Origin of the sequence: Burkholderia sp. AU45388 (assembly GCF_030481585.1) — a bacterium.
Lineage (GTDB): Bacteria > Pseudomonadota > Gammaproteobacteria > Burkholderiales > Burkholderiaceae > Burkholderia > Burkholderia sola.
In genome coordinates, this window is sequence record NZ_JAUJPV010000002.1 from 48,794 (window position 1) to 70,703 (window position 21,910).

Here is a 21,910-nt window from a genome sequence, read left to right on the forward strand (position 1 = left end):
CGCCATGTCTCATACGCATTTCGACAGTCCGCGCGAGGCCGCGCGGGCCTTCACGCCGACGCTCTCGGCATTCGTCGACGACACGCTCTATCCGCGCATCTGGAGCGATCCGGCGCTCGCGCCGCGCGACCGCAGCCTCGTGACCGTCGCCGCCCTGATCGCGGGAGGCCATCTCGACGAGTTGCCGGCGCACCTGCGGCGCGCGCTGACGAACGGCGTCACGCGCGAAGAGCTCTCCGCGGCAATCACTCACGTCGCGTTCTACGCCGGGTTTCCCGCGGCCATTTCCGCTTCCGCCGTGGCGCAGGCAACGCTGGGCGCACAACCGCGATCCGACGATCTCGCCGGTCATTCAGCTACGACGCAGGAAGGCATGAAATGAAAGCCATCACATTCAAGGAATTCGGCGAGGCCGAGGTTCTCGAACTGGCCGAAGTCCAGGCACCCGAGGTTCGGCCCGACGATCTGCTGGTACGCGTTCATGCCGCGGGCGTGAATCGCGCGGATCTGACACATCGGCGAGGCGGGTACGGCCGGCCGAACTTCGGCGACTCGACGATCATGGGGCTCGAAATCGCCGGGGAGGTAATCGAGACCGGAAGCACCGTGCAGGGTTACAAGGTGGGTGATCGCGTAATGGGCGTCGTGGGCGGCGGGGCCTATGCGGAACTGGCGCGCATTGACTGGAGAATGGCGATGCCCATTCCGGCAACGATCGACTACGTGCACGCGGCCGCCATACCGGAAGTTTTCGTCACCGCGCATGAAGCGTTGGTGCATCTGGGCCGCTTGCAGCGTGGCGATTCGGTGTTGATTCACGCAGCGGCGGGCGGGGTGGGTTCGGCAGCGGTCCAGCTCGCCTACGCAACCGGCGCGACGATATTCGCGACCGCCGAAGCGTCGAAACTGGAACGGATCGTTCAACTCGGCGTGGACCATGCGATCGACTACAACGCGCAGGATTTTTCGGAAGTCGTCGCAAGCAGCACAGGCAAACGCGGTGTCGATGTGGTCATCGACTTCGTGGGCGCGCCGTATTTTTCGCGGAATGTCGCGTCATTGGCAAACGGCGGCCGGCTGGTGCAAGTCGGCATCCTCGGCGGCGGCGGTGACGTGAGCGTTGCGCTCGATCAGGTCCTGTACCGTCATCTGCAAATCATCGGCACGGTGATGAAGTCGCGCGAGCCGCGCGAGAAACACGCGATGGTTCGGCGATTTCGCGAACATTGGCTGGACCGCTTCGCGGGAGGCGCGGGCCTCGAGCCGGTTGTCGACAGCGTGTTTCCTCTCGCAGATGCCGCGGCGGCTCATCGACGGATGGAGTCGGCCGTGAACGTAGGCAAGATCATCCTGGCGATGAACCCAAACGCCTGACGCCATAAAAAAACCCCGGCACACAGACCTGAGCCTGCATGCCGGGGTTCTTCGCTTCACGGCCGGCGAGCGACGAATCGCCCGCCGTTCGCGCTCATCGCGCAGCCACTTCCGCCTTGACGGCCCCCGCATCACCGACCGCCGTCGGCGCCGGGCCCCATCCGCCGCCCAACGCACGAATCAGATTGACGGTCGACACCGCCTGCGCACCCGTCAACTGGTTCGCCTGCAATTGCGACTGCAACACCGAGCGCTCGCTGTCGATCACATCCAGATACGCGACCTCGCCTTCCTGATACTGCGTGCGCGACAGCGTAGCGGCCCGACGCGACGCGTTGACGGCCGCATCCTGCGCGCGGATCTGGTCGTCGAGCAGGCGTAGATCGGCGAGATTGTCCTCGACCTCGCGGAACGCGACGAGCACCTGCTGCCGGTAGTTCGCGACCTGCTCGTCGTACTGCGCGCGCGCCTGCTGCACGCCTGCCGCACGCCGCCCGCCGTCGAACAGCGGCAGCGTCAGCGCGGTGCCGGCGAATGGCCCGAGCAGGAACGTGCGGCTCGACCACAGAAACAGGTTGCCGAGCGTCGACGCTTCATAGCCGAACGCACCCGTGATATCGAGCTTCGGGAAATACGCCGACTTCGCCAGCCCGATCCGCGCGTTCGCGGCCGCCATCGCGCGCTCGGCCGCCGCCACGTCCGGGCGCCGTTCGAGCAGCGCGGACGGCAGGCCCGGCGGAATCTTCACCGCGACCGGCACGATCGGCGTTTCCTTGAACGCGAAATCGGCCGGCGCCTTGCCGAGCAGAATGGCCAGCGCATGCTCCGACGCCGCGCGCCGGCGCGCGACGCCGACCGCATCGGCCTGCGCGCTCGCCAGTTCGTTCTTCGCGCGCGACACGTCGAGTTCGCTGATGTCGCCTTCGTTGAAGCGGCGCTGCACGAGCTTCAGCGCCTCCTCGCGCAACTCCACCGTGCGGCGGTACAGGTCCTGATCCGAATCGAGCTGGCGCAGTTCGAAGTAGTTCTGCGCGACGTCGGCCTGCAGCGCGAGCTGCACCGAGCGGAACAGCGCTTCGCTCTGCGCCTGGTCGGCACGCGACGCCTCGACGTTGCGGCCGACGCGGCCGAACAGGTCGGCTTCGTACGACACCGTGCCCTGCGCACGCCACAGCGTCGCGTTGGTCGGGCCCGTGCCCTGCGGCTGGAACTGCGACGCCGACGACAGCCCTTCGCGCGTCGGCCCGAACCCGGCGCCGATCTGCGGGAACCATTGCGAGCGCGCCGAACGGGTCGCCGCACGTGCTTCCTCCACTCGCGCGGCCGCGGCCTTCAGGTTCTGGTTCGCGGCGAGCGCCTGCGTCTCGAGCGAATCGAGCACCGGGTCGCCGAATACCTTCCACCATTCGCCGCGATGTTCGCTGTCCGACGGCTCGGCCGTCTTCCACGTGCCGGCCTGCTCGCCGGCGGCGAGGGCCGGCGCTTCCTTGAACGCGGCGGGCGCCGCCGCGTCCGGCCGCTTGTAGTCGGGGCCCACCGCGCACGCGGCGAGCAGCGTCGCGAGCAGGGTGCTCGCGGCCGCCACCTTCGCGAAGCGCATCAGGTCATTCGAGTTGTGCAAGTTATTCATTTTGTTGTCCTCAAGCATCGGGCGCCGGCACGCCGTACCCCGCCGAATCCTTGCCGGCGACGTGGATCTTGCCGCCCGCGAGCGTACGCAGCACGACGTAGAACACCGGGGTCAGCATCAGCCCGAACAGCGTCACGCCAAGCATCCCGAAGAACACCGCGACACCCATCGCATGGCGCATTTCCGACCCGGCGCCGGTCGACGTGACGAGCGGCACCACCCCCATGATGAAAGCGATCGACGTCATCAGGATCGGGCGCAGCCGCAGCCGGCTCGCCTCGATCGCGGCCTCGAGCGGCGTCCTGCCGTCGTGCTCCAGTTCACGCGCGAACTCGACGATCAGGATCGCGTTCTTCGCCGACAGCCCCACCAGCACCATCAGGCCGATCTGCGTGAAGATGTTGTTGTCGCCCTGCGTGAGCCACACGCCCGTCAGCGCCGACAGAATGCTCATCGGCACGATCAGGATCACCGCGAGCGGCAGCGTCAGGCTTTCATACAGCGCGGCGAGCACGAGGAACACGAGCAGCACGCTGATCGGGAACACATACATCGCCGAATCGCCCGCGAGGATCTGCTGGTACGTGAGGTCGGTCCATTCGAACCGCACGCCGCGCGGCAGCGTCTCGTGCGCGATACGCTCGACCGCGGCCTGCGCCTGACCCGACGAGAAGCCGGGTGCCGGGCCGCCGTTGATGTCGGCCGCCGTGTAACCGTTGTAGCGCACGACCATTTCCGGGCCGAACGTCGGCGTCACCGTCACCAGCGACGACAGCGGCACCATCTCGCCCTTGTCGTTGCGCGTCTTCAGCTGCAGGATGTCGTCCGCGCGCTGGCGGAACGGCGCATCGGCCTGCACGCGCACCTGGTACACGCGCCCGAAGCGGTTGAAGTCGTTCACGTACAGCGAACCGAGATACACCTGCATCGTGTTGAACACGTCGGTCACCGGCACGCCGAGCTGCTTCGCCTTCACGCGATCGAGATCGACGTTGAGCTGCGGCACGTTGATCTGGTAGCTCGTGAACAGCGGGCCGAGTTCAGGCGCCTGCTGCGCGCGCTTGATGAAGTCGTTCGTCGCATCCGACAGCTTCGCGTAACCGACCGCGCCGCGATCCTCGATCTGCATCTTGAACCCGCCGAGCGTGCCGAGGCCCAGCACCGGCGGCGGCGGGAACACCGCGACGAACGAATCCTTCATCGCGCTGTATTTCTGGTTCAGCGCACCCGCGATCGCCCCCGCCGACAGCGCCTTGCCGTGCCGTTCCGCGAACGGCTTCAGCGTGACGAACACGATGCCCGCGCTCGAGCTGTTGGTGAAGCCGTTCACCGACAACCCCGGGAACGCGACCGCGCTCTCCACGCCCGGCTGCTTCAGCGCGATCGAGCCCATGTCGCGGATCACTTTCTCGGTGCGGTCGAGCGATGCACCGTTCGGCAATTGCGCGAACGCGATCAGGTATTCCTTGTCCTGCGCGGGCACGAAGCCGCCCGGGACGACCTTCGACACGAGCACCGTCGCGCCCACCAGCACGAGGTACACGCCGAGCATCAGCGTCTTGCGCGACAGCACGCCGCGCACGCCGCGGCCGTAGTTCTCCGCGCCGCGATGGAACACCTTGTTGAAGCCGCGGAAGAAGCCGCCGAGCACGCGGTTCATCACGCGCGTGAGCCAGTCTTCCTTGTCGCCATGCCCCTTCAGCAGGATCGCGGACAGCGCCGGCGACAGCGTCAGCGAGTTGAACGCCGAGATCACCGTCGAGATCGCGATGGTCATCGCGAACTGCTTGTAGAACTGGCCGGTCAGGCCCGACATGAACGCGAGCGGCACGAACACGGCGACGAGCGTCAGCGCGATCGCGATGATCGGCCCGCTCACTTCCTGCATCGCCTTGTAGGTCGCCTGCCGCGCATTCATCCCGCCCTCGATGTTGCGCTCGACGTTCTCGACGACGACGATCGCGTCGTCGACCACGATCCCGATCGCGAGCACCATCCCGAACAGCGATAGCGCGTTGATCGAATACCCGAACGCGAGCAGCAGCGAGAACGTGCCGATGATCGACACCGGCACCGCGATCAGCGGAATCAGCGACGCGCGCCAGGTCTGCAGGAACACGATCACGACGATCACGACCAGCGCGATCGCTTCGAGCAGCGTGTGCACGACGGCCTTGATCGACGAGCGCACGAACTGGGTCGGGTCATAGACGATCTTGTAGTCGACGCCCGCCGGCATGTCCTGCTTCAGCTCGGCCATCGTCTTGCGCACTTCGTCCGAGATCTGCAGCGAGTTCGCGCCCGGCGACTGGTTGATCGCCATCGCGACGGCCGGCTTGTTGTCGAGCAGCGAGCGCAGCCCGTATTCGGATGCGTCGAGCTGGATCCGCGCGATGTCGCGCAGGTGCGTGACGCCGCCGTCCGGCGTCGTCTTCACGACGATGTCGCCGAATTCGTCCTCCGTCTGCAGTCGGCCGCGCGCGTTCACCGACAACTGCAGCGGCGTGCCGGGCAGCGACGGCGACGCGCCGATCACGCCGGCCGCGACCTGCACGTTCTGCTCGCGGATCGCCTGCACGACGTCCTCGGCCGACAGCCCGCGCTGCGCGACCTTCTGCGGATCGAGCCACACGCGCATCGCGTAGTCGCCCGAACCCCACAGCTGCACCTGGCCGACGCCCTGGATCCGCGACAGGCGATCCTTCACGTTGATCAGCGCGTAGTTGCGCAGGTAGGTCATGTCGTAGCGGTTGTCCGGCGAGATCAGGTGGACCACCATCGTCAGCGTCGGCGAGCTCTTCACCGTGGTGATGCCGAGCCGCTGCACGTCTTCCGGCAGGCGCGGCAACGCCTGGTTCACGCGGTTCTGCACGAGCTGCGTGGCCTTGTCCGGATCGGTGCCGAGCTTGAACGTGACGGTGATCGTCATGTTGCCGTCGCTGTTCGCCTGCGACTGCATGTAGAGCATGTCCTCGACGCCGTTGATCTGCTCTTCCAGCGGCGACGCGACCGTCTCGGCGATCACTTTCGGGTTCGCGCCCGGATACTGCGCCTTCACGATCACGGACGGCGGCACGACTTCCGGATATTCCGAAATCGGCAGCAGGAACATCGCGATCACCCCGCCGAGCAGGATGATCACCGATAGGACTCCTGCAAAGATCGGCCGGTCGATAAAGAATTTTGAAATGTTCATGTGTGGCTCTGTCTGGTTGAACGCGGATGCGAAGCGGCGCGCCGCTTACGAATCCGCCTTCGCCGGTGCGGCCGGCTTCGCGTTGCTCGCGAGCGGCGCGGACGGCTCGTCGCCGCCCGTCATCGGGACCATGTGCGGCTTCACCTGCTCGCCGGGGCGCACGCGCTGCGTGCCGTTCACGACCACGCGGTCGCCGGCGGCAAGGCCGCTCACGATCACGCGCCGGTTGCCGTGCTGCATCCCCGGCTGCACTTCGCGATACGACACGCGGCCCTGCTGATCGACGACGAACACGAACTTCTTGTCCTGGTCGGTGTTGATCGCCGCGTCGTCGACGAGCAGCGCCTCGTGCGGCGCGCTGCCGCCCACCTTCACGCGTGCGTAGAGGCCCGGGACGAGCATGCCGTCCGCATTGTCGAAGCGTGCGCGCACGCGGATCGTGCCCGACGACGTGTCGAGCCGGTTGTCGACCGAATCGATCTCGCCGCTGCGCGAGTAGCCGGTTTCGTTCGCGAGGCCCAGCTCGACCGGCACCTTGCGGCCGCTGCGCGCGCCGTTGATGTATTGCAGGTAGGTCTGCTCGTCCGCGTCGAACGACGCGTAGATCGGCGACACCGACACCAGCGTCGTCAGCGGCGCGGCCGATGCGCCGGCCGACACGACGTTGCCGAGCGTGATTTCCGCGCGCGACACGCGGCCCGATACCGGCGCCGTGATGCGCGTATAGCCGAGGTTGATGCGCGCCGTCTCCAGCGCGGCTTCGGCCGCCTTCAGGTTCGCGCTCGCTTCGCGCGCCGCGTTCTGCTTTTCGTCGTAGTCGCGCTTCGCGATCGCGTTGTCGCCGATCAGCCGCTGCGCGCGCTGCCAGTCGGTCTGCGCATAGCCGTTGCGCGCCTGCGCGGCCGCCAGCTGCGCGGCCGCGCGGTCGACTTCCGCCTGGTACGGGCGCGGGTCGATCACGAACAGCACGTCGCCCTTCTTCACGAGCGCGCCGTCCTTGAAGTTCACCGCGACGATCGTGCCCGACACCTGCGGGCGCACGTCGACTTTCTCGACCGCCTCGAGGCGGCCCGAATAGCTTTGCCAGTCGGTCACGGTCTGCGGCACGACGGTCGCGACGTCGACTTCGGGCAGCGGCGCCGCCGCTTTCTCGGGGGCGTTCGCGTTCACGCGCATCGCGCCGAACGTGCCGAGGCCGACGACGGCGAGCGTGACGATCGCCGCGGTCGCGATTCGGGAACGGGAGGTGCGTAGGATGGCCATGTGGATCTCCAGTAAGCGTGGATTGGTTCTGGTTATTCGGAACGGTTCGGCTGGCGCGCCTGGAAGCGGCACTGGAAGAAGCGCACGGCTTCCTCGAACGCGGCTTCGTGCGTGGCGAGCGCGGCGTGCGTGATGTCCGGGTAGCGGATCACCTGCGTGAGCACGCCCGACGAGATCAGGCAGCCCGCATATTTCTCCGCCTCGACGTGCAGCACGTCGTTCTGCGCGGTGACGACGAGCGTCGGCGGCAGCCCCGCGAGGCGCACCGATTCGATCGGCGCCGCGTACGGGTGCATGCGCTGCGCCGCCTGCGGCAGATACGCGCGGTAGCAGGCCGCGCATTCGCGCGCGGTGATGTCGGACGCGAGGCGCTCGGCGTCGCCGATGCGCGTCATGCTCGGGTCGAGCATCGGCCCGAACAGCGCCTGCGCGGCGATCGACACTTCGCCGCGGTCGCGGGCGATGAAGGCGAGACAGTTCGCGAGCTGGCCGCCCGCGTCATGCCCGGCGACGCCGATCTTCTTCGGGTTGCCGCCGAACGCGCGGGCGCGCGTCGCGGCCCACACGGCGGCGCGATACGCATCCTCCGGCGCGGCCGGAAAAGGAAAGGCCGGCGCGAGCGAATAATCGACCGACACTACGAGCGCTGGTAAGCGTTCTGCTAAAAAGCGCGCGGCGAAATCCGCGTCTTCGAGCGAACCGCGGACGAAGCCGCCGCCGTGGAAATAAAGCACTACTGGCAACCCGGTCTTGTCCGGGCGGCGGTAGAGGCGCAGCACGATGTCCTGTGCGTAGCCGGGAATTTCCACTTCGGCAACCGTCAGCCCCGCGCCCGCTATGGCTTGCGCGGGCAGCGCGGCTTTCAGGAATTTGCTGAATTCAGAAGCGTCCATGACGATGCAGCGTCCATTTCGAGATGGAACGAATTCTGGGTCCGGCAGACATTGGGATAAATGCCTATAATCCGGCAACACAATTCAACGCCCCCGAACAATCCGAGGCTGCGTTTACCCACGAGGTAGCGCAGCCTTCTTGTTCCGGCGGCAAATTAAATTGCGGAGGTTGTGATGGACCGGCTTCAGGCCATGCAGGTATTTACTCGCGTCGTCGATACAAGCAGCTTCACCAAGGCAGCAGAAACGCTCGGGTTACCGCGGGCGTCCGTCACGACGATCATCCAGAATCTCGAAGCCTTCCTCGGCGTGCGGCTGATGCACCGGACCACGCGCCGGCTCTCGCTCACGCCGGACGGCGCCGCGTACTACGAACGCTGCGTGCGAATCCTCGCGGACGTCGAGGAAACCGAAGCGAGCTTCCAGGCCAACAACCGGAAGCCGCACGGAAAGTTGCGTATCGACATGCCGGGCTCGATCGGGCGGCTGCTCGTGATTCCGTCGCTGTGCGAATTCCATACGCGTTATCCGGACATCGACCTGCAACTCGGCCTGTCCGACCGGCCTGTCGACCTGCTGCAGGAAGGCGTCGACTGCGTGATCCGCGTCGGCGCGCTGCAGGACTCGTCGCTCGTCGCACGCCGCGTCGGCCTGTTCGAATGCGTGACGGTCGCGTCGCCCGACTATCTCGAGCACCACGGCGAGCCGCAGACGATCGACGATCTCGGCCAGCACAAGGCCGTCAACTACTTCTCGAGCCGCACCGGCCGCACGATCGACTGGACCTTCCTGATCGAAGGCAAGGAAGTCGAGATGAAGATGGAGGGCATCGTGTCGGTGAACGACGCGGACGCGTACGTGACGTGCGGGATCGAGGGCTTCGGGTTGATCCAGCCGCCGCTGTTCATGGTGCTGCCGCACCTGCGCGAAGGCCGGCTCAAGGAAGTGCTGCCCGGCGTCAAGCCGCTGCCGATGCCGATCTCGGTCGTGTATCCGCACAGCCGCCATCTGTCGCCGAAGGTACGCGTGTTCGTCGACTGGATCGCCGAGGTGTTCGACCGTTGCCCGTTGCTGAGCGGCAAGGGCAGCCTCGATGCGACGTGCAGCAAGCGCACGTTCGAGGAAGCCGAACGCGCGCCGGTGCTCGATACGCCGGTCATCAACGAGTGGGTCGCCTGAATGGGGCGTCGCCGCGTCACTTCGCCCGCCAGTTGCGGATGAACGCACCGACCTGCGCGTGACGCGCAACGCGGCCGGGCCGCACCTCGTGCGCCAGCAGCCGCGCGAACGCGACGCGCTGCGTGTCCACATGCCGCGCGCAATGGCGATCGATCACCGCGATCTGGTGTTTCAGGAATGCGATCGTCTGCACGATGCCCGTGCGCACGCTCGCATGACACAACGTCAGCAGTTGATATTCCGCGATGTGCATGCGCGCCAGTTGACGTCGCCGCTGAACCAGCGCCTGCACGTGCGCCAGCTGCGGATCGGACAGCGGCTCGACGAGGCGCCCGCCCGACGGATGCCGGTCCAGCGCATCGGCGAGCGCCGCTAGGAGGCGCGCTCGCGCCCCTTTTCCGTCGAGCGGTAGCGTCGCCGAATCCGGGAGCCACTCCCGCGCCTGATGCGGCTTGACGATGGCAAGCGGCAATTGCAGCGCCTGAAGCGCACACGCCACCTCATGCTCCGCCCCGCCGGCCGATTCCAGCACGATGAGCGCGGGCGCCCATGCGGCGATCGCATCGGCCAGCGACTCGATGCCGAACGTCTCGTTCCGGTAGCCGAAAATCACGCTCAGCGATGAAATACACATCTCGAGCGTGTCGTGCGTCACGCCGATACCCATGCACACGGGCTCGAGCCACAGCCCCACGCGGTGGCGATCGTCCATTGCATCGTTCATGCGAATTTCCCCGTTGCCGACCCATCTCGCACCCCGCTGTCGGCATGAGATTGGTCCGTTCCACTAAATGTCACAATGAAAATGTAATATCGCCAAATGGAACCGGTACCATTTGGAACAGCATGCCGCCCCGCGCGAGTTCATCGGGGCGATCGCGTCAGCAAGCGGATGCACTGCGGGTTGCACCGCGGATGGCCGGCGTACCACGGAGGCGGACGCTCGCGAAGCGTCCGCGTCGTCACGTCGCCCGTACCCATGCACGCGTTCGCCGCGCATCACATCGTCAGGAATGCTCAGATTGATTCGAATCGCTCGCCGGTGCATCGATCGCGAACCGGCTTCGATCCTGCCCCCGCAACCACGTCGGCTCGCGGCCCACGCCTGACCACGTTTGCCCGGTGTCCGGATTGAAGTATTTCGCGCGACGCTTTCTTGCGTGTGTGCCGCCGTCGCCGGGAAAAATCTCGTTCGGTGTGAAACCGAACTCCTCGACGCAACGCCGTACCTCGAGCAGGACCGTCGCCGCTATGGCGAGACGCTCCCGCTCCAGTTGCGTCTCGAGGAGTGCCTTTTTTTCCACATAGGACTTGTAAATCAACATGCCCACTCCCGAATCGTTCGTTCCCGTCGTTGCGTCGACCGGCTGCCGACACGATCAAGCGTAATCGCGTGGTTCGCGCACATTGACAACGTTTGTCAACAAAAACCGGCCTCGAACTCCCTTCATCTATCCATCGAAAATTGAGTCATTGCTCTACATTCGCGCATTTCCAACGTTCAAAATCGTTGACAATTTTTCCAACGCATCGACGCGCATATCGCGGCAAATTAGGTGCTGCCGATCGTCGCGCGCCGCGTCGAATCATCCATTCCCGCCTGGATGCACGACACGGCCCGATCGCTCCGGTCAACATCGAAGGAGTACGCATATGAACGTCCTCTATCTCGAGGATGATCCCGCCTATGTCGAATTGATCGCCTCGATCCTGGAAATGGCCGGCTATCGCGTGCATGCGGTGAGTAACGGCAACCAGGCCATTCGCCACCTTGAGAGTTCGGTGGTCGACCTGCTGATTCTCGACTGGCTGGTGCCCGGCATGTCCGGATTCGAGGTGCTTCAGTGGACACGCGAACGCATCGGCGGCCGCCTGCCCATCCTTTTTCTGACCAACCGCATGCGCGAGGACGAGATCTTCTCCGCGATGAACGCGGGGGCGGACGACTACATGGTGAAGCCGATCAACCGGTTCGAATTGCTGGCACGGAGCAATGCATTGCTCAGGCGCGCCTATCACGGCGGCAACAGCCGGCACAACGTGCTCAATCTCGGCAGCTACGCGATCGACACGACGACGCGCACCGCGATGTTGAACGGCGTGCCGGTCAAGCTGACGCCGCGCGAGTTCGATCTCGCCGTGCTGCTGTTTCGCAATCCCGGGCGCATCATGCCGCGCGATACGCTGATTCGGTCGCTCTGGGGGCGCGACATGGCAGGCGTGTCGCGCAGCCTCGACACGCATATCTACCGGCTGCGCATGAAGCTCGCGCTGCAGCCGTCGAACGGCGTACGCCTCAGCGCGGTCTATACGCTGGGCTACCGGCTCGAAGCGATCTGACCCGCCCTCCACCGTCGGACGGCGTAGCCGGCCGTGCCCGTCGGCACGACGCGCGACGCCCGGCACGCGCCGCGGCATCCTGCCATCGTGCGCAAAGGACTATTGCTGCACTCGCACCGATCGCCGCGGCGCGCGCCGTCCGACCCGCCGTATCCCGCTGTCAGCCGCGCCAGGCAAGGCTGCGCGCATGTCCTCACTGCGTGTGCGGATTCCAATTGTTCCAGTACAGCGACAATTCAATTCGCGTCTGCCGCATTTATCGCGACGGAACGGATACCTAGAGTAAACCCTGTCGCGCACCTCGTTGCGCATCGAACAGATCCCGCCTGGCGGGACCGGAGTCAGCGCTCGGGCGCCAGCTCCGACATCTCTAGGAGTTACGCCATGAACCGCCGCCATCTTCTCTCGGTCCTTGCCCTCACGCTCGCCGTGTCCGCTCCCGCTTTCGCCGATTCGGGCACCGCGCCCGCCGGCGGCTACGCCAACACGTCGTGGTACGCGCAGCACAACGGCCCGCGTACGCGCGCCGAAGTGAGCGCGGAAGTCGAGCAAGCGCGCAAGGACGGCACGCTCGCGTATCTGCGCAAGGCGACCTCGTATCCGCAGGGGCTCGAACTCGCACAAGGCCCGTATCGCCCGATCCCGGAAGGCAACCAGCTCGCCGGCGGGGGTCGGTAAACGCGCGACGCCGCGCAGCGGGTTGCCCCGTGCGCGGCGTCTCGAACGCATTTATCGACGAGTTGCCGACTCAGTTAGTTACAGAGTTACAGGAGCACATGATGAACGATCAACTTCCTTCGTCGCTCGATCAATGGGACGACACCACGCCGGTGTGGACACCGTTCCGTTCCGGGCCGCAATCGCATTGAGGCTCGCGCCGACGCGTCGCCGATACCGTCCTGCGGCGATCAGCGACGCGGCACCCCATCACGCCATTCGCCCCAGTGCGTGACGATGTCCTGCACCAGCGGATTGCCCGCGCGGTACAGGTTTTCGGTCGCCGGTGCGAAGCCGCCTTGATCCGCATAGTTCAGCAGGTTGTCGGCGCTCGTCTGCCCTGCATACGGCCGGTCGAAGTCGGACCCCGTGCGCAGCACGGCGACGCGCGCCAGGTCGACGCGCTTCACGCTCGCCGCGCGCTTGAGCGCTTCGAACGTCGCGTTGTCTTCCTGCGCGGTCATGCAGTAGGTGCCCTTGCCGTCCGTCAGGATCTTGGTCCACTGGCGCGCGCGCTCGCCGATCAGCGTGCCCGAGAACCACGTGTTGCCCGATGACGTGTCGCACTGAATCACCGTCGGCGGCCGGTTCGCCGGCGCGTACGTGAACTTCGCGCGCGCGGCCTGCGCCTGTGCGCTGTCGGCGAGCACGACGTTGCGCGACAACGCATACGCGGCATCGGTCAACTGCGGGTTGAGCTGGAACACTTCGGTGCGATAGTCGAGCGGCGGCTTGTCGTTCGGGCTCTTCGTGTTGATACCGAGAAAGCCGGTGTTCCACCCGGCCGGAATCTCGCGTGCATCGAGCTCCCACTGCAGACTGAAATCGACGAGGTATTTCGACCACGCGGCCGAGCCGACCGTGCCCTGTGCAGGATCGACGCCCGCGATGCCCGAGACCAGGAAATACGTGCGGCGCAGATCGAAGCGCTGCGAGAACGTGAGAGCCATGATCGTCGCCGATGCATTCGCATAGCCCATGCCGGTCGTCACCACGCATACGTCCTGCTTGTTGCAGTGGACGGCCGGATAGTCGGGCGACAGGCCCGGCACGGTGATGTCGCGCCACGGGCCGAGCCGGTCGAGCCACGCGTGGCCTTCCGGGCCGAACATCGTGATGATCATGACCTTGACCGGGCGGCCATGCGAGCCGGTCTCGGCGAATGCGGCGTTGCCTGCATCGTTGCCCTGGTTGTCCTGCGCGATCGACGGCGCGGTCGCACAGGCGGCGAGCGAGAAGGCGGCGGCGGAAAGGATGGAGCGAGTCAGCATCGGTGTTCCTTGTTTCGATGATGTTGAGTGAGAACGGCTGTCGGAGACTGCGCGACGAGTATAGAACGGGCGTGCGCGATGCGGAACCCGACTACGAAACGGCTGGCCGTGTTTCGCGCGAACGGGTGCATGTTGCGTGATGGAAAACGCGTGTTCGTCGCGGCGTTGCAAACATCAGGAATGCTATCGGGTTCGTCGCAACGAGCGACGTCGGCCGCTTCTCCCCGCACTACACGCGCATCAGGCCCGCGACGCCGTAACCGAGCACGACGAGTGCGGCGACCACATGGCTCGCCGCGAGCCACCCGGCGATTTCACGAAGTGCCGATCGCACCGATCGTAAACGCGACGACCGCATAGCAACCGTCGGCAGCGGCCACGCCGATCGCCGCGCGCACGCCGGTCGCCGTGCCGGCGCGCATGCCGTAGTTCGCGATCATCAGTGCGACGGGCCCGACCGACAGCGCGATCATCAGCCCGAACAGGAAGTCGTTCATCAGTCGTCGATGGCATCGATATCGTCGATGGAAGACACCGATTCCAGCGACGTCGAAACGATCGGGCGTGTGTATCCGAAATCAGGCGACGTCGACGCGCGACGGCCCGTCCACCATCTCGCCGATCACGGCCGCGCGGTCGAAACCGTCGGCGCGGAAGCAGGCGAGCACGTCATCGACGGCCTCGGGTGCACACGCGACCAGCAGCCCGCCCGACGTCTGCGGATCGGTCAGCAACGCCTGCGCGACGGGCGGCAGCCCGTCGGCGAGCCGCACGTCGGCGCCGTACGCGGCCCAGTTGCGACCCGACGCGCCGGTGAACACGCCGTCCGCAACGAACGTCTCGACGCCCGCGAGCCACGGCAGCGACGCGTAGTGCACGCGCGCGGTGAGATTGGCGCCGCGCGCCAGTTCGAGCGTATGGCCGAGCAGCCCGAAGCCCGTGACGTCGGTCAGCGCGTGCACGCCCGGCAGCGCGGCGAGTTCGGCGCCCGGCCGGTTGAGCTGGGTGGTGGTCGCAACCATCTGCGCGTACCCGTCGGCATCGAGCTGGTTCTTCTTCAGCGCGGCCGACAGCACGCCGACGCCGAGCGGCTTGCCGAGCACGAGCACGTCGCCCGCGCGCGCGGCCGCGTTGCGCTTCACGCGCGATGGATGCACGACGCCGATCGCCGCGAGCCCGTAGATCGGCTCGACGGAATCGATCGAATGGCCGCCCGCGACCGGAATGCCGGCCTCCGCGCACACCGATTCGCCGCCGCGCAGCACGGCCGCGATCGTCTCGTGCGGCAGCACGTTGATCGGCATGCCGACCAGCGCGAGCGCGAGGATCGGCTTGCCGCCCATCGCATAGACGTCGGACAGCGCATTGGTGGCTGCGATACGGCCGAAGTCGAACGGATCGTCGACGATCGGCATGAAGAAATCGGTGGTGGCGACGATCGCCTGCTCGTCGTTGAGCCGGTAGACGGCCGCGTCGTCGGACGTCTCGGTGCCGACCAGCAGATCGGGGAACAGCGCGGGCGGCGTCGCGCGCTTGAGCAGTTCGGACAGCACGCCCGGCGCGATCTTGCAGCCGCAGCCGCCCCCGTGCGACAGGCTCGTGAGGCGCGGAACGGCAGGCTGGGCTTGGGTGGCTTCGGTCATCGTCGGCATCCGGTAAATAACAACCTTCTATTATCGACAATTCGGCGCGAGCGCGCCCGATGCGCCGCACGTTGCGGCAAGAATCGCGCTTCGACCGGCCTTTGACGGAATCGCAACCAGCCGATATTGCAGTGCTCGCGCGTCAAGCCAGCGCGACGGCCCCGCCGAACGCCCGCTCGTCGATCGCCTCGGCGAGGGTCGCGAACGCGGTCCCGATCTCGTCTTCCGGCACGCACGCATAGCCGAGCAGCAAGCCCGATGCGGCGCGCGAGCGATCCGCGTAATACCCGGACAGCGGCCGCACGACGATGTTGCGCTCCAGCGCGGCCTGCGCGAGCGCGCGATCGTCGACGCCATCGGGCAATCGCGTGACCAGGTGCAGCCCCGCGTCGCTGCCGAGCGCGTGCAGCGTATCGCCGTAGCGCCGCGCGACCGCGTCGAGCAGCACCTCGCGGCGCTGCCCGTACAGCGTGCGCATCTTGCGGATATGCGACACGAAATGCCCTTCCGCGATGAATTCGGCGAGCACCGCCTGCTGCAGCAACTGCCCTTCGCGATACAGCTCGGCGCTCGCGGTCGCGAAGCTTTCCGCGAGCGGCTCCGGCGCGACCAGGTAGCCGACCCGCAGCCCCGGGAACAGCGTCTTGCCGAAACTGCCGACGTAGATCACCTGCCCGGCCGTGTCGAGGCCCTGCAGCGACGCGAGCGGCCGGCTGCCGTAGCGGAATTCGCTGTCGTAGTCGTCCTCGATGATCCAGCAGCCGTGCTGGCGCGCGTATTCGAGCAGCATCCGCCGCCGCGCGAGGCTCATCACCATCCCGAGCGGATACTGGTGCGACGGCGTGACGAGCATCAGCTTCGGCGGCTCGGCCAGATCGGCGGCCGACGGCGCGATGCCTTCGTCGTCGACCGGAATCGGCCGCGTGGTGAGCCCCGACACGTTCAGCACGCTGCGCACGCCCCAGTAGCACGGATCCTCGGTCCAGATCGCGTCGCCCGGGTCGGTCAGCAGGCGCACCGCGAGGTCGATCGACTGGTGGATGCCGGTCGTGATCACGATCTGCTCGGGCGTGCAGCGCACCGAGCGCGACGTGCGCAGGTAGTCGGCCAGCGCCTCGCGCAGCAGCGCGAGGCCGCCGCCGGGCGCGTAGGTCAGCAGGTCCGGGCGCAAGCGCCGCCAGTACTTGTTGTGCAGCCGCGTCCACACGCGCGCCGGAAAGCGCGACACATCGGGCACGCCCGGCATGAACGCGCCGCCCTGCCGCTTCGACACGCCGGCGCCTTCGACGAGCCGCGTGCCGCGCGCGGACAGCCGCCGCGCGGACGGCGTCGCGACGGCCGGGCCGGCCGCCGCGTCGGGCGGTGCGCCGACGATCTCGTCCGGCGCGCTGTCGGCGACGAACGTGCCGCGGCCCGTCGCCGAGTTCACGTAGCCTTCGAGCGCAAGCTGTTCGTAAACCTGCGTGACCGTGTTGCGCGCGATCCCGAGCTCGGCGGCCAGCAGCCGCGACGACGGCACGCGCGTACCGGCCGGCAGTTCGCGCGACAGGATTGCCTGTTGCAGCAGCCGGTGCAGCTGCCGGTAGATCGGCTGTTCGCCGCCGCGCACGAGGCGCTGCGCCAGCCAGTCCGACAACACGCTCGCGCGCATGATTGGCTCCTGAATATTTATTGAAATGGCTCTGATTGCCAGAGCCAAATGTGATTATAGTCGCCTCCATGGGCTGCCAACGCGGCCGTTTTTTATCCCACCGGACAGAACATCAAGGAGATGACCGTGAAGAATGCCGACCTGCAGGCCCGCAAGAACGCCGCCACCCCGCGCGGCGTCGGCGTGATGTGCGATTTCTACGCAGCCCGCGCCGAGAACGCGGAGCTGTGGGACGTCGAAGGCCGCCGCTTCATCGATTTCGCCGCCGGTATCGCGGTGCTGAACACGGGTCACCGCCACCCGAAGATCGTCAAGGCGATCGCCGATCAGCTGAACCACTTCACGCACACCGCTTACCAGATCGTCCCGTACGCGTCGTACGTCGAGCTGGCCGAGAAGATCAACGCGCGCGCGCCGGGCGACTTCCCGAAAAAGACGGCGTTCTTCACGACCGGCGCGGAAGCCGTCGAAAACGCGATCAAGATCGCGCGCGCGGCAACCGGCCGTCCGGGCGTGATCGCATTCTCGGGCGGCTTCCACGGCCGCACGATGATGGGCATGGCGCTGACCGGCAAGGTCGCGCCGTACAAGCTGAACTTCGGCCCGTTCCCGGGCGACGTGTTCCACGCGCCGTACCCGAACGCGGTGCACGGCGTGACGACGGCCGACTCGATCAAGGCGATCGAGATGCTGTTCAAGGCCGACATCGATCCGAAGCGCGTCGCCGCGATCATCTTCGAACCGGTCCAGGGCGAAGGCGGCTTCTACGCGGCGCCGGCCGAATTCGTGCGCGCGCTGCGCAAGATCTGTAACGAGCACGGCATCCTGCTGATCGCCGACGAAGTCCAGACGGGCTTCGCGCGCACCGGCAAGCTGTTCGCGATGCAGCACTACGACGTGCTGGCCGACCTGATCACGATGGCGAAGAGCCTCGCGGGCGGCATGCCGCTGTCGGGCGTCGTCGGCCGTGCGGACCTGATGGACGCGGCGGCGCCCGGCGGCCTCGGCGGCACCTACGCGGGCAACCCGCTGGCCGTCGCATCGGCGCACGCGGTGCTCGAGATCATCGACGAAGAAAAGCTGTGCGAGCGCGCGACGCAGCTCGGCGACGTGCTGAAGGCGAAGCTGAACGCGCTGCAGGCCGACGTGCCGCAGATCGCCGACGTGCGCGGCCCGGGCGCGATGATCGCGGTCGAATTCCTGAAGCCGGGTTCGGGCGAGCCGGATGCCGAATTCACGAAGCGCGTGCAGACGCGTGCGCTCGAGCGCGGCCTGCTGCTGCTCGTGTGCGGCGTGTACTCGAACGTCGTGCGCTTCCTGTTCCCGCTGACGATCCCGCAAGCCGTGTTCGACGAAGCGCTCGTGATCCTCGAGGAAGTGCTGAAGGAAACGGTCGGCGTGCCGGCCTGAGTGCCCGTTCCCTTCCACTGAATGCGCCGCCGCCGTCGTGAAGACGGCGGCGGCCGTTTTCTTCCGTCCTTTTCAAAGCAGGCGATTCATATGAGCACCGTTCAGGAAACCCTGGCACTGAAAGATCCGTCGCTGTTCCGCCAGCAGGCGTACATCGACGGCGAATGGCAACGCGCGTCGAACGGCGAGACGTTCGACGTCCGCAACCCGGCGACCGGCGGCCTGCTCGGCACCGTGCCGGCAATGGGCACGGCCGAGACGCGTCACGCGATCGAAGCCGCGAACGCCGCATGGCCGGCGTGGCGCAAGAAGACCGCGAAGGAACGCGCGGCGATCCTGCGCAAGTGGCACGACCTGATGATGGAGAACGCCGACGATCTCGCGCTGATCCTGACGACCGAGCAGGGCAAGTCGCTGGCCGAGGCGAAGGGCGAGATCGGCTACGCGGCGTCGTTCCTCGAGTGGTTCGCGGAAGAAGGCAAGCGCGTGTACGGCGACACGATCCCGACGCCGGCGAGCGACAAGCGCATCGTCGTGACGAAGGAAGCAATCGGCGTGTGCGCGGCGATCACGCCGTGGAACTTCCCGGCGGCGATGATTACCCGCAAGGTCGGCCCGGCGCTCGCCGCGGGCTGCCCGATCGTCGTGAAGCCGGCCGAAGCGACGCCGTTCTCGGCGCTCGCGATGGCCGTGCTGGCCGAGCGCGCGGGCGTGCCGGCCGGCGTGTTCAGCGTCGTCACGGGCGACCCGAAGGCGATCGGCGGCGAACTGACGTCGAACCCGATCGTGCGCAAGCTGTCGTTCACCGGCTCGACGCCGGTCGGCCGTCTGCTGATGTCGCAATGCGCGGCGACGGTCAAGAAGGTGTCGCTGGAGCTTGGCGGCAACGCGCCGTTCATCGTGTTCGACGATGCCGATCTCGATGCGGCCGTGCAGGGCGCGATCGCGTCGAAGTACCGCAACAGCGGCCAGACGTGCGTGTGCACGAACCGCTTCTACGTGCACGAAGCCGTGTACGACCAGTTCGCGCAGAAGCTCGCGGCGGCCGTCGGCCAGTTGAAGGTCGGCCGCGGCACGGAACCGGGCGTCACGCAGGGCCCGCTGATCAACGAAGCGGCCGTGCTGAAGGTCGAGGCGCACATCGAGGACGCGCTCGCGAAGGGCGCGACCGTCGTGACGGGCGGCAAGCGCCATGCGCTCGGCCACGGCTTCTTCGAGCCGACCGTGCTGACGGGCGTCACGCCGGCGATGAAGGTCGCGAAGGAAGAGACGTTCGGGCCGCTCGCGCCGCTGTTCAAGTTCGGCAGCGACGACGAGGTGATCCGCCTCGCGAACGACACCGAGTTCGGCCTCGCCGCGTACTTCTACAGCCGCGACATCGGCCGCGTGTGGAAGGTGGCCGAAGCGCTCGAATACGGGATGGTCGGCGTGAACACGGGCCTGATCTCGAACGAAGTCGCGCCGTTCGGCGGCGTCAAGCAGTCGGGCCTCGGCCGCGAAGGCTCGCACTACGGCATCGACGACTACGTCGTGATCAAGTACCTCTGCCTGGCCGTCTGACGGTTCGGGGCCTGCCGCCTCGGCGACAGGCCCTGGCCGCCCGGCCGGAACCGGGCGGCCCGACGCGGGCCGGCACCCTCTCCGTCGCGCCCGCGTCACCTTCCCCTGCCGCGATCAGCGGAACACGTTCACCGCCTCCACCAACCGCGTCGCCTGCTGCTTCAGGCTCTCCGACGCCGCCGTGCTCTGCTCGACGAGCGCCGCGTTCTGTTGCGTGATGTTGTCCAGATGCACGACCGCCTGGTCGACCTGCGCGACGCCCGTGCTCTGCTCGGCCGTCGACGAGCTGATCTCCGCGATCAGGTCCGACACACGCTTCACCTGCGTGACGATCTCCTCCATCGTCTTGCCCGCGCCATCGACGATCCGCGCGCCCGACTCGACCCGCTCGACGCTCGCGCCGATCAGCGTCTTGATTTCCTTCGCCGCGTTCGCGCTGCGCTGCGCGAGCGCCCGCACTTCGCCGGCCACCACCGCGAAGCCGCGCCCTTGATCGCCCGCGCGCGCCGCCTCGACAGCCGCGTTCAGCGCGAGGATATTGGTCTGGAACGCGATGCCGTCGATCACGCCGATGATGTCCGCGATCTTGCGCGAGCTGTCGGTGATGTCGTTCATCGTCGCGACGACTTCGCTCACCGCCTGCCCGCCGCGCCCGGCCGCCTCGCTCGCGGAAACGGACAACTGATTCGCCTGCAGCGCCGTTTCCGCATTGCTCGACACGGTCGCCGTCATCTCGGCCATCGACGCGGCCGTCTGCTGCACGCTCGTCGACGCCTGCTCGGTGCGCGCGCTCAGGTCGCTGTTGCCCTGCGCGATCTCGTTGCTCGCGCGCTGCACGTTCAGCACCTGCTCGCTGACGTCGTCGACGAGCCAGCGGAACATCAGCCCGAGCTGGTTGATCGTGCGCAGCGTCATGCCGATCTCGTCGACGCGGTTCATCCGCACGCCGCTGCGGCTTTCGCCGGTCGCCACGCGCAACGCCTCGTCGCGCAGTTGCCCAAGCGGCCGCACGATCTGCGCGTCGAGCCACAGCCCGGCGGCCGCCGTCACGCCGACCGCCGCACCGGCGAACGCCGCGAGCCCGCCGCCGGTCAACCCGGCCGCCCAGCCGGCGCCGATGACGGCCGGCGCGAGCACGCACAGCGTCGACACCAGCCGGGCCCGCACCGACATCGTCTGGAACAGCGACGCGACGCGCATCGCGCCCGTGCGGACGATCAATCCCTTGTGGAACCGGCGGCTGCCGGCCTTGCCTTCGCGGAAATCGCGATACAGCGCCTCGGCGGCCGCGATCTCGTCGCGCGTCGCCTTCGTGCGCACCGACATGTAGCCCTTCGGCTGCCCGTTGCGCATCACCGGAATCGCGTTCGCACGCACCCAGTAGTGATCGCCGTTCTTGCGGCGATTCTTCACGAGCGCGGTCCACGGCTCGCCGCCCTTGAGCGTCGCCCACATGTCGGCGAACGCTTCCTTCGGCATGTCCGGATGCCGCACCACGTTGTGCGGCTGGCCTTCGATCTCCTCGGGAGAAAAGCCGCTGACCTGGATGAACGCCGCGTTCGCGTACGTGATGTGGCTGTCGACGTCGGTCGTCGACATCAGCGTCGCATCATCGGCAAATTCGAATTCGCGTTGCGTGACAGGCTGGTTGTTGCGCATGGTGTGGAACTCCGGGTGGCGGATCTTGCGTCCGCTCGTCGATTGATTCGAGACGCCGCGCATGGCGATCGAATCGCATGCGTGTGAGTCAGGCTCCTGCACTGTCGGCAAATTCGGCGAAAAC

At 66.9% G+C, this 21,910-nt stretch carries 17 protein-coding genes and 1 pseudogene; 7 read left to right on the plus strand and 11 right to left on the minus strand.

From position 1 onward, the window contains the following. Positions 1–4 precede the first annotated feature (4 nt). Both QZM72_RS04040 and QZM72_RS04045 read left to right on the plus strand, forming a co-directional pair. A complete protein-coding gene (locus QZM72_RS04040) occupies positions 5–382 on the plus strand; it encodes a carboxymuconolactone decarboxylase family protein (RefSeq protein WP_089470682.1) in 378 nt (125 codons plus the stop codon). Next, positions 379–1,374, plus strand: coding sequence for an NAD(P)H-quinone oxidoreductase (locus QZM72_RS04045; protein WP_089470683.1), 996 nt, complete (start codon positions 379–381; stop codon positions 1,372–1,374). The genes QZM72_RS04040 and QZM72_RS04045 overlap by 4 nt, the downstream gene beginning before the upstream one ends. Positions 1,375–1,468: 94 nt before the next feature. On the opposite strand, the gene opcM is transcribed toward QZM72_RS04045, so the two are convergent. Genes opcM through QZM72_RS04065 form a run of 4 tightly spaced genes read right to left on the minus strand, consistent with a single transcriptional unit; the run spans position 1,469 to position 8,356 of the window. Next, the gene (gene opcM, locus QZM72_RS04050; protein ID WP_301737267.1) at positions 1,469–3,004 is read right to left on the minus strand and encodes a multidrug efflux transporter outer membrane subunit OpcM; all 1,536 of its coding nucleotides are present in this window, start codon (positions 3,002–3,004) and stop codon (positions 1,469–1,471) included. Between the two features lie 10 nt (positions 3,005–3,014). Beyond that, the gene (gene ceoB, locus QZM72_RS04055) at positions 3,015–6,200 is read right to left on the minus strand and encodes a multidrug efflux RND transporter permease subunit CeoB (protein WP_089470684.1); all 3,186 of its coding nucleotides are present in this window, start codon (positions 6,198–6,200) and stop codon (positions 3,015–3,017) included. A gap of 45 nt (positions 6,201–6,245) precedes the next feature. Further along, on the minus strand, positions 6,246–7,463 hold the full coding sequence (gene ceoA / locus QZM72_RS04060) for a multidrug efflux RND transporter periplasmic adaptor subunit CeoA (protein ID WP_089470685.1): 1,218 nt from the start codon (positions 7,461–7,463) through the stop codon (positions 6,246–6,248). A gap of 32 nt (positions 7,464–7,495) precedes the next feature. Next, entirely contained in the window at positions 7,496–8,356 is an 861-nt protein-coding gene (locus QZM72_RS04065; RefSeq protein WP_089470686.1) for an alpha/beta hydrolase, read from the minus strand. A 174-nt stretch (positions 8,357–8,530) separates the two neighbouring features. Between QZM72_RS04065 and ceoR the strand changes: the two genes are divergently transcribed. Beyond that, positions 8,531–9,535: a putative multidrug efflux transcriptional regulator CeoR gene (ceoR, locus tag QZM72_RS04070; RefSeq protein ID WP_089470687.1), complete on the plus strand. Its 1,005-nt coding sequence runs from the start codon at positions 8,531–8,533 to the stop codon at positions 9,533–9,535. 16 nt (positions 9,536–9,551) lie between these two features. Here ceoR and QZM72_RS04075 read toward each other — a convergent pair whose 3' ends face one another. Both QZM72_RS04075 and QZM72_RS04080 read right to left on the minus strand, forming a co-directional pair. Further along, positions 9,552–10,259 (minus strand): hypothetical protein, encoded by a 708-nt coding sequence (locus QZM72_RS04075; protein WP_144030167.1) that lies wholly within the window; start codon positions 10,257–10,259, stop codon positions 9,552–9,554. A 283-nt stretch (positions 10,260–10,542) separates the two neighbouring features. Further along, a complete protein-coding gene (locus QZM72_RS04080; protein WP_089470689.1) occupies positions 10,543–10,860 on the minus strand; it encodes an H-NS family nucleoid-associated regulatory protein in 318 nt (105 codons plus the stop codon). 328 nt (positions 10,861–11,188) lie between these two features. On the opposite strand from QZM72_RS04080, the gene QZM72_RS04085 reads away from it, so the two are divergent. Together QZM72_RS04085 and QZM72_RS04090 are read left to right on the plus strand one after the other, a co-directional pair. Next, on the plus strand, positions 11,189–11,875 hold the full coding sequence (locus tag QZM72_RS04085; RefSeq protein WP_089470690.1) for a response regulator transcription factor: 687 nt from the start codon (positions 11,189–11,191) through the stop codon (positions 11,873–11,875). Positions 11,876–12,259: 384 nt separating this feature from the next. Beyond that, positions 12,260–12,553 (plus strand): DUF4148 domain-containing protein, encoded by a 294-nt coding sequence (locus tag QZM72_RS04090; RefSeq protein WP_089470691.1) that lies wholly within the window; start codon positions 12,260–12,262, stop codon positions 12,551–12,553. A gap of 230 nt (positions 12,554–12,783) precedes the next feature. Here QZM72_RS04090 and QZM72_RS04095 read toward each other — a convergent pair whose 3' ends face one another. The 4 genes and pseudogenes from QZM72_RS04095 to QZM72_RS04110 all read right to left on the minus strand — a co-directional run bounded on the left by QZM72_RS04095 (position 12,784) and on the right by QZM72_RS04110 (position 17,157). Further along, positions 12,784–13,863, minus strand: a complete 1,080-nt coding sequence (locus QZM72_RS04095) for a purine nucleoside permease (RefSeq protein WP_089470692.1) — start codon at positions 13,861–13,863, stop codon at positions 12,784–12,786. Positions 13,864–14,183: 320 nt separating this feature from the next. Further along, positions 14,184–14,360 (minus strand): annotated as a pseudogene (locus QZM72_RS04100) (lysine transporter LysE); the annotation flags it as partial. 81 nt (positions 14,361–14,441) lie between these two features. Beyond that, positions 14,442–15,506, minus strand: a complete 1,065-nt coding sequence (gene selD / locus QZM72_RS04105; protein WP_089470923.1) for a selenide, water dikinase SelD — start codon at positions 15,504–15,506, stop codon at positions 14,442–14,444. 142 nt (positions 15,507–15,648) lie between these two features. Beyond that, complete coding sequence (locus QZM72_RS04110; RefSeq protein WP_089470693.1) at positions 15,649–17,157, minus strand: PLP-dependent aminotransferase family protein; 1,509 nt, start codon at positions 17,155–17,157, stop codon at positions 15,649–15,651. Positions 17,158–17,283: 126 nt separating this feature from the next. On the opposite strand from QZM72_RS04110, the gene QZM72_RS04115 reads away from it, so the two are divergent. Both QZM72_RS04115 and gabD read left to right on the plus strand, forming a co-directional pair. Further along, positions 17,284–18,567: a 4-aminobutyrate--2-oxoglutarate transaminase gene (locus tag QZM72_RS04115; protein ID WP_089470924.1), complete on the plus strand. Its 1,284-nt coding sequence runs from the start codon at positions 17,284–17,286 to the stop codon at positions 18,565–18,567. A 90-nt stretch (positions 18,568–18,657) separates the two neighbouring features. Next, complete coding sequence (gene gabD, locus QZM72_RS04120; RefSeq protein ID WP_301737268.1) at positions 18,658–20,127, plus strand: NADP-dependent succinate-semialdehyde dehydrogenase; 1,470 nt, start codon at positions 18,658–18,660, stop codon at positions 20,125–20,127. Between the two features lie 114 nt (positions 20,128–20,241). On the opposite strand, the gene QZM72_RS04125 is transcribed toward gabD, so the two are convergent. After that, positions 20,242–21,786: a PAS domain-containing methyl-accepting chemotaxis protein gene (locus tag QZM72_RS04125; RefSeq protein WP_301737269.1), complete on the minus strand. Its 1,545-nt coding sequence runs from the start codon at positions 21,784–21,786 to the stop codon at positions 20,242–20,244. Positions 21,787–21,910: the final 124 nt, after the last annotated feature.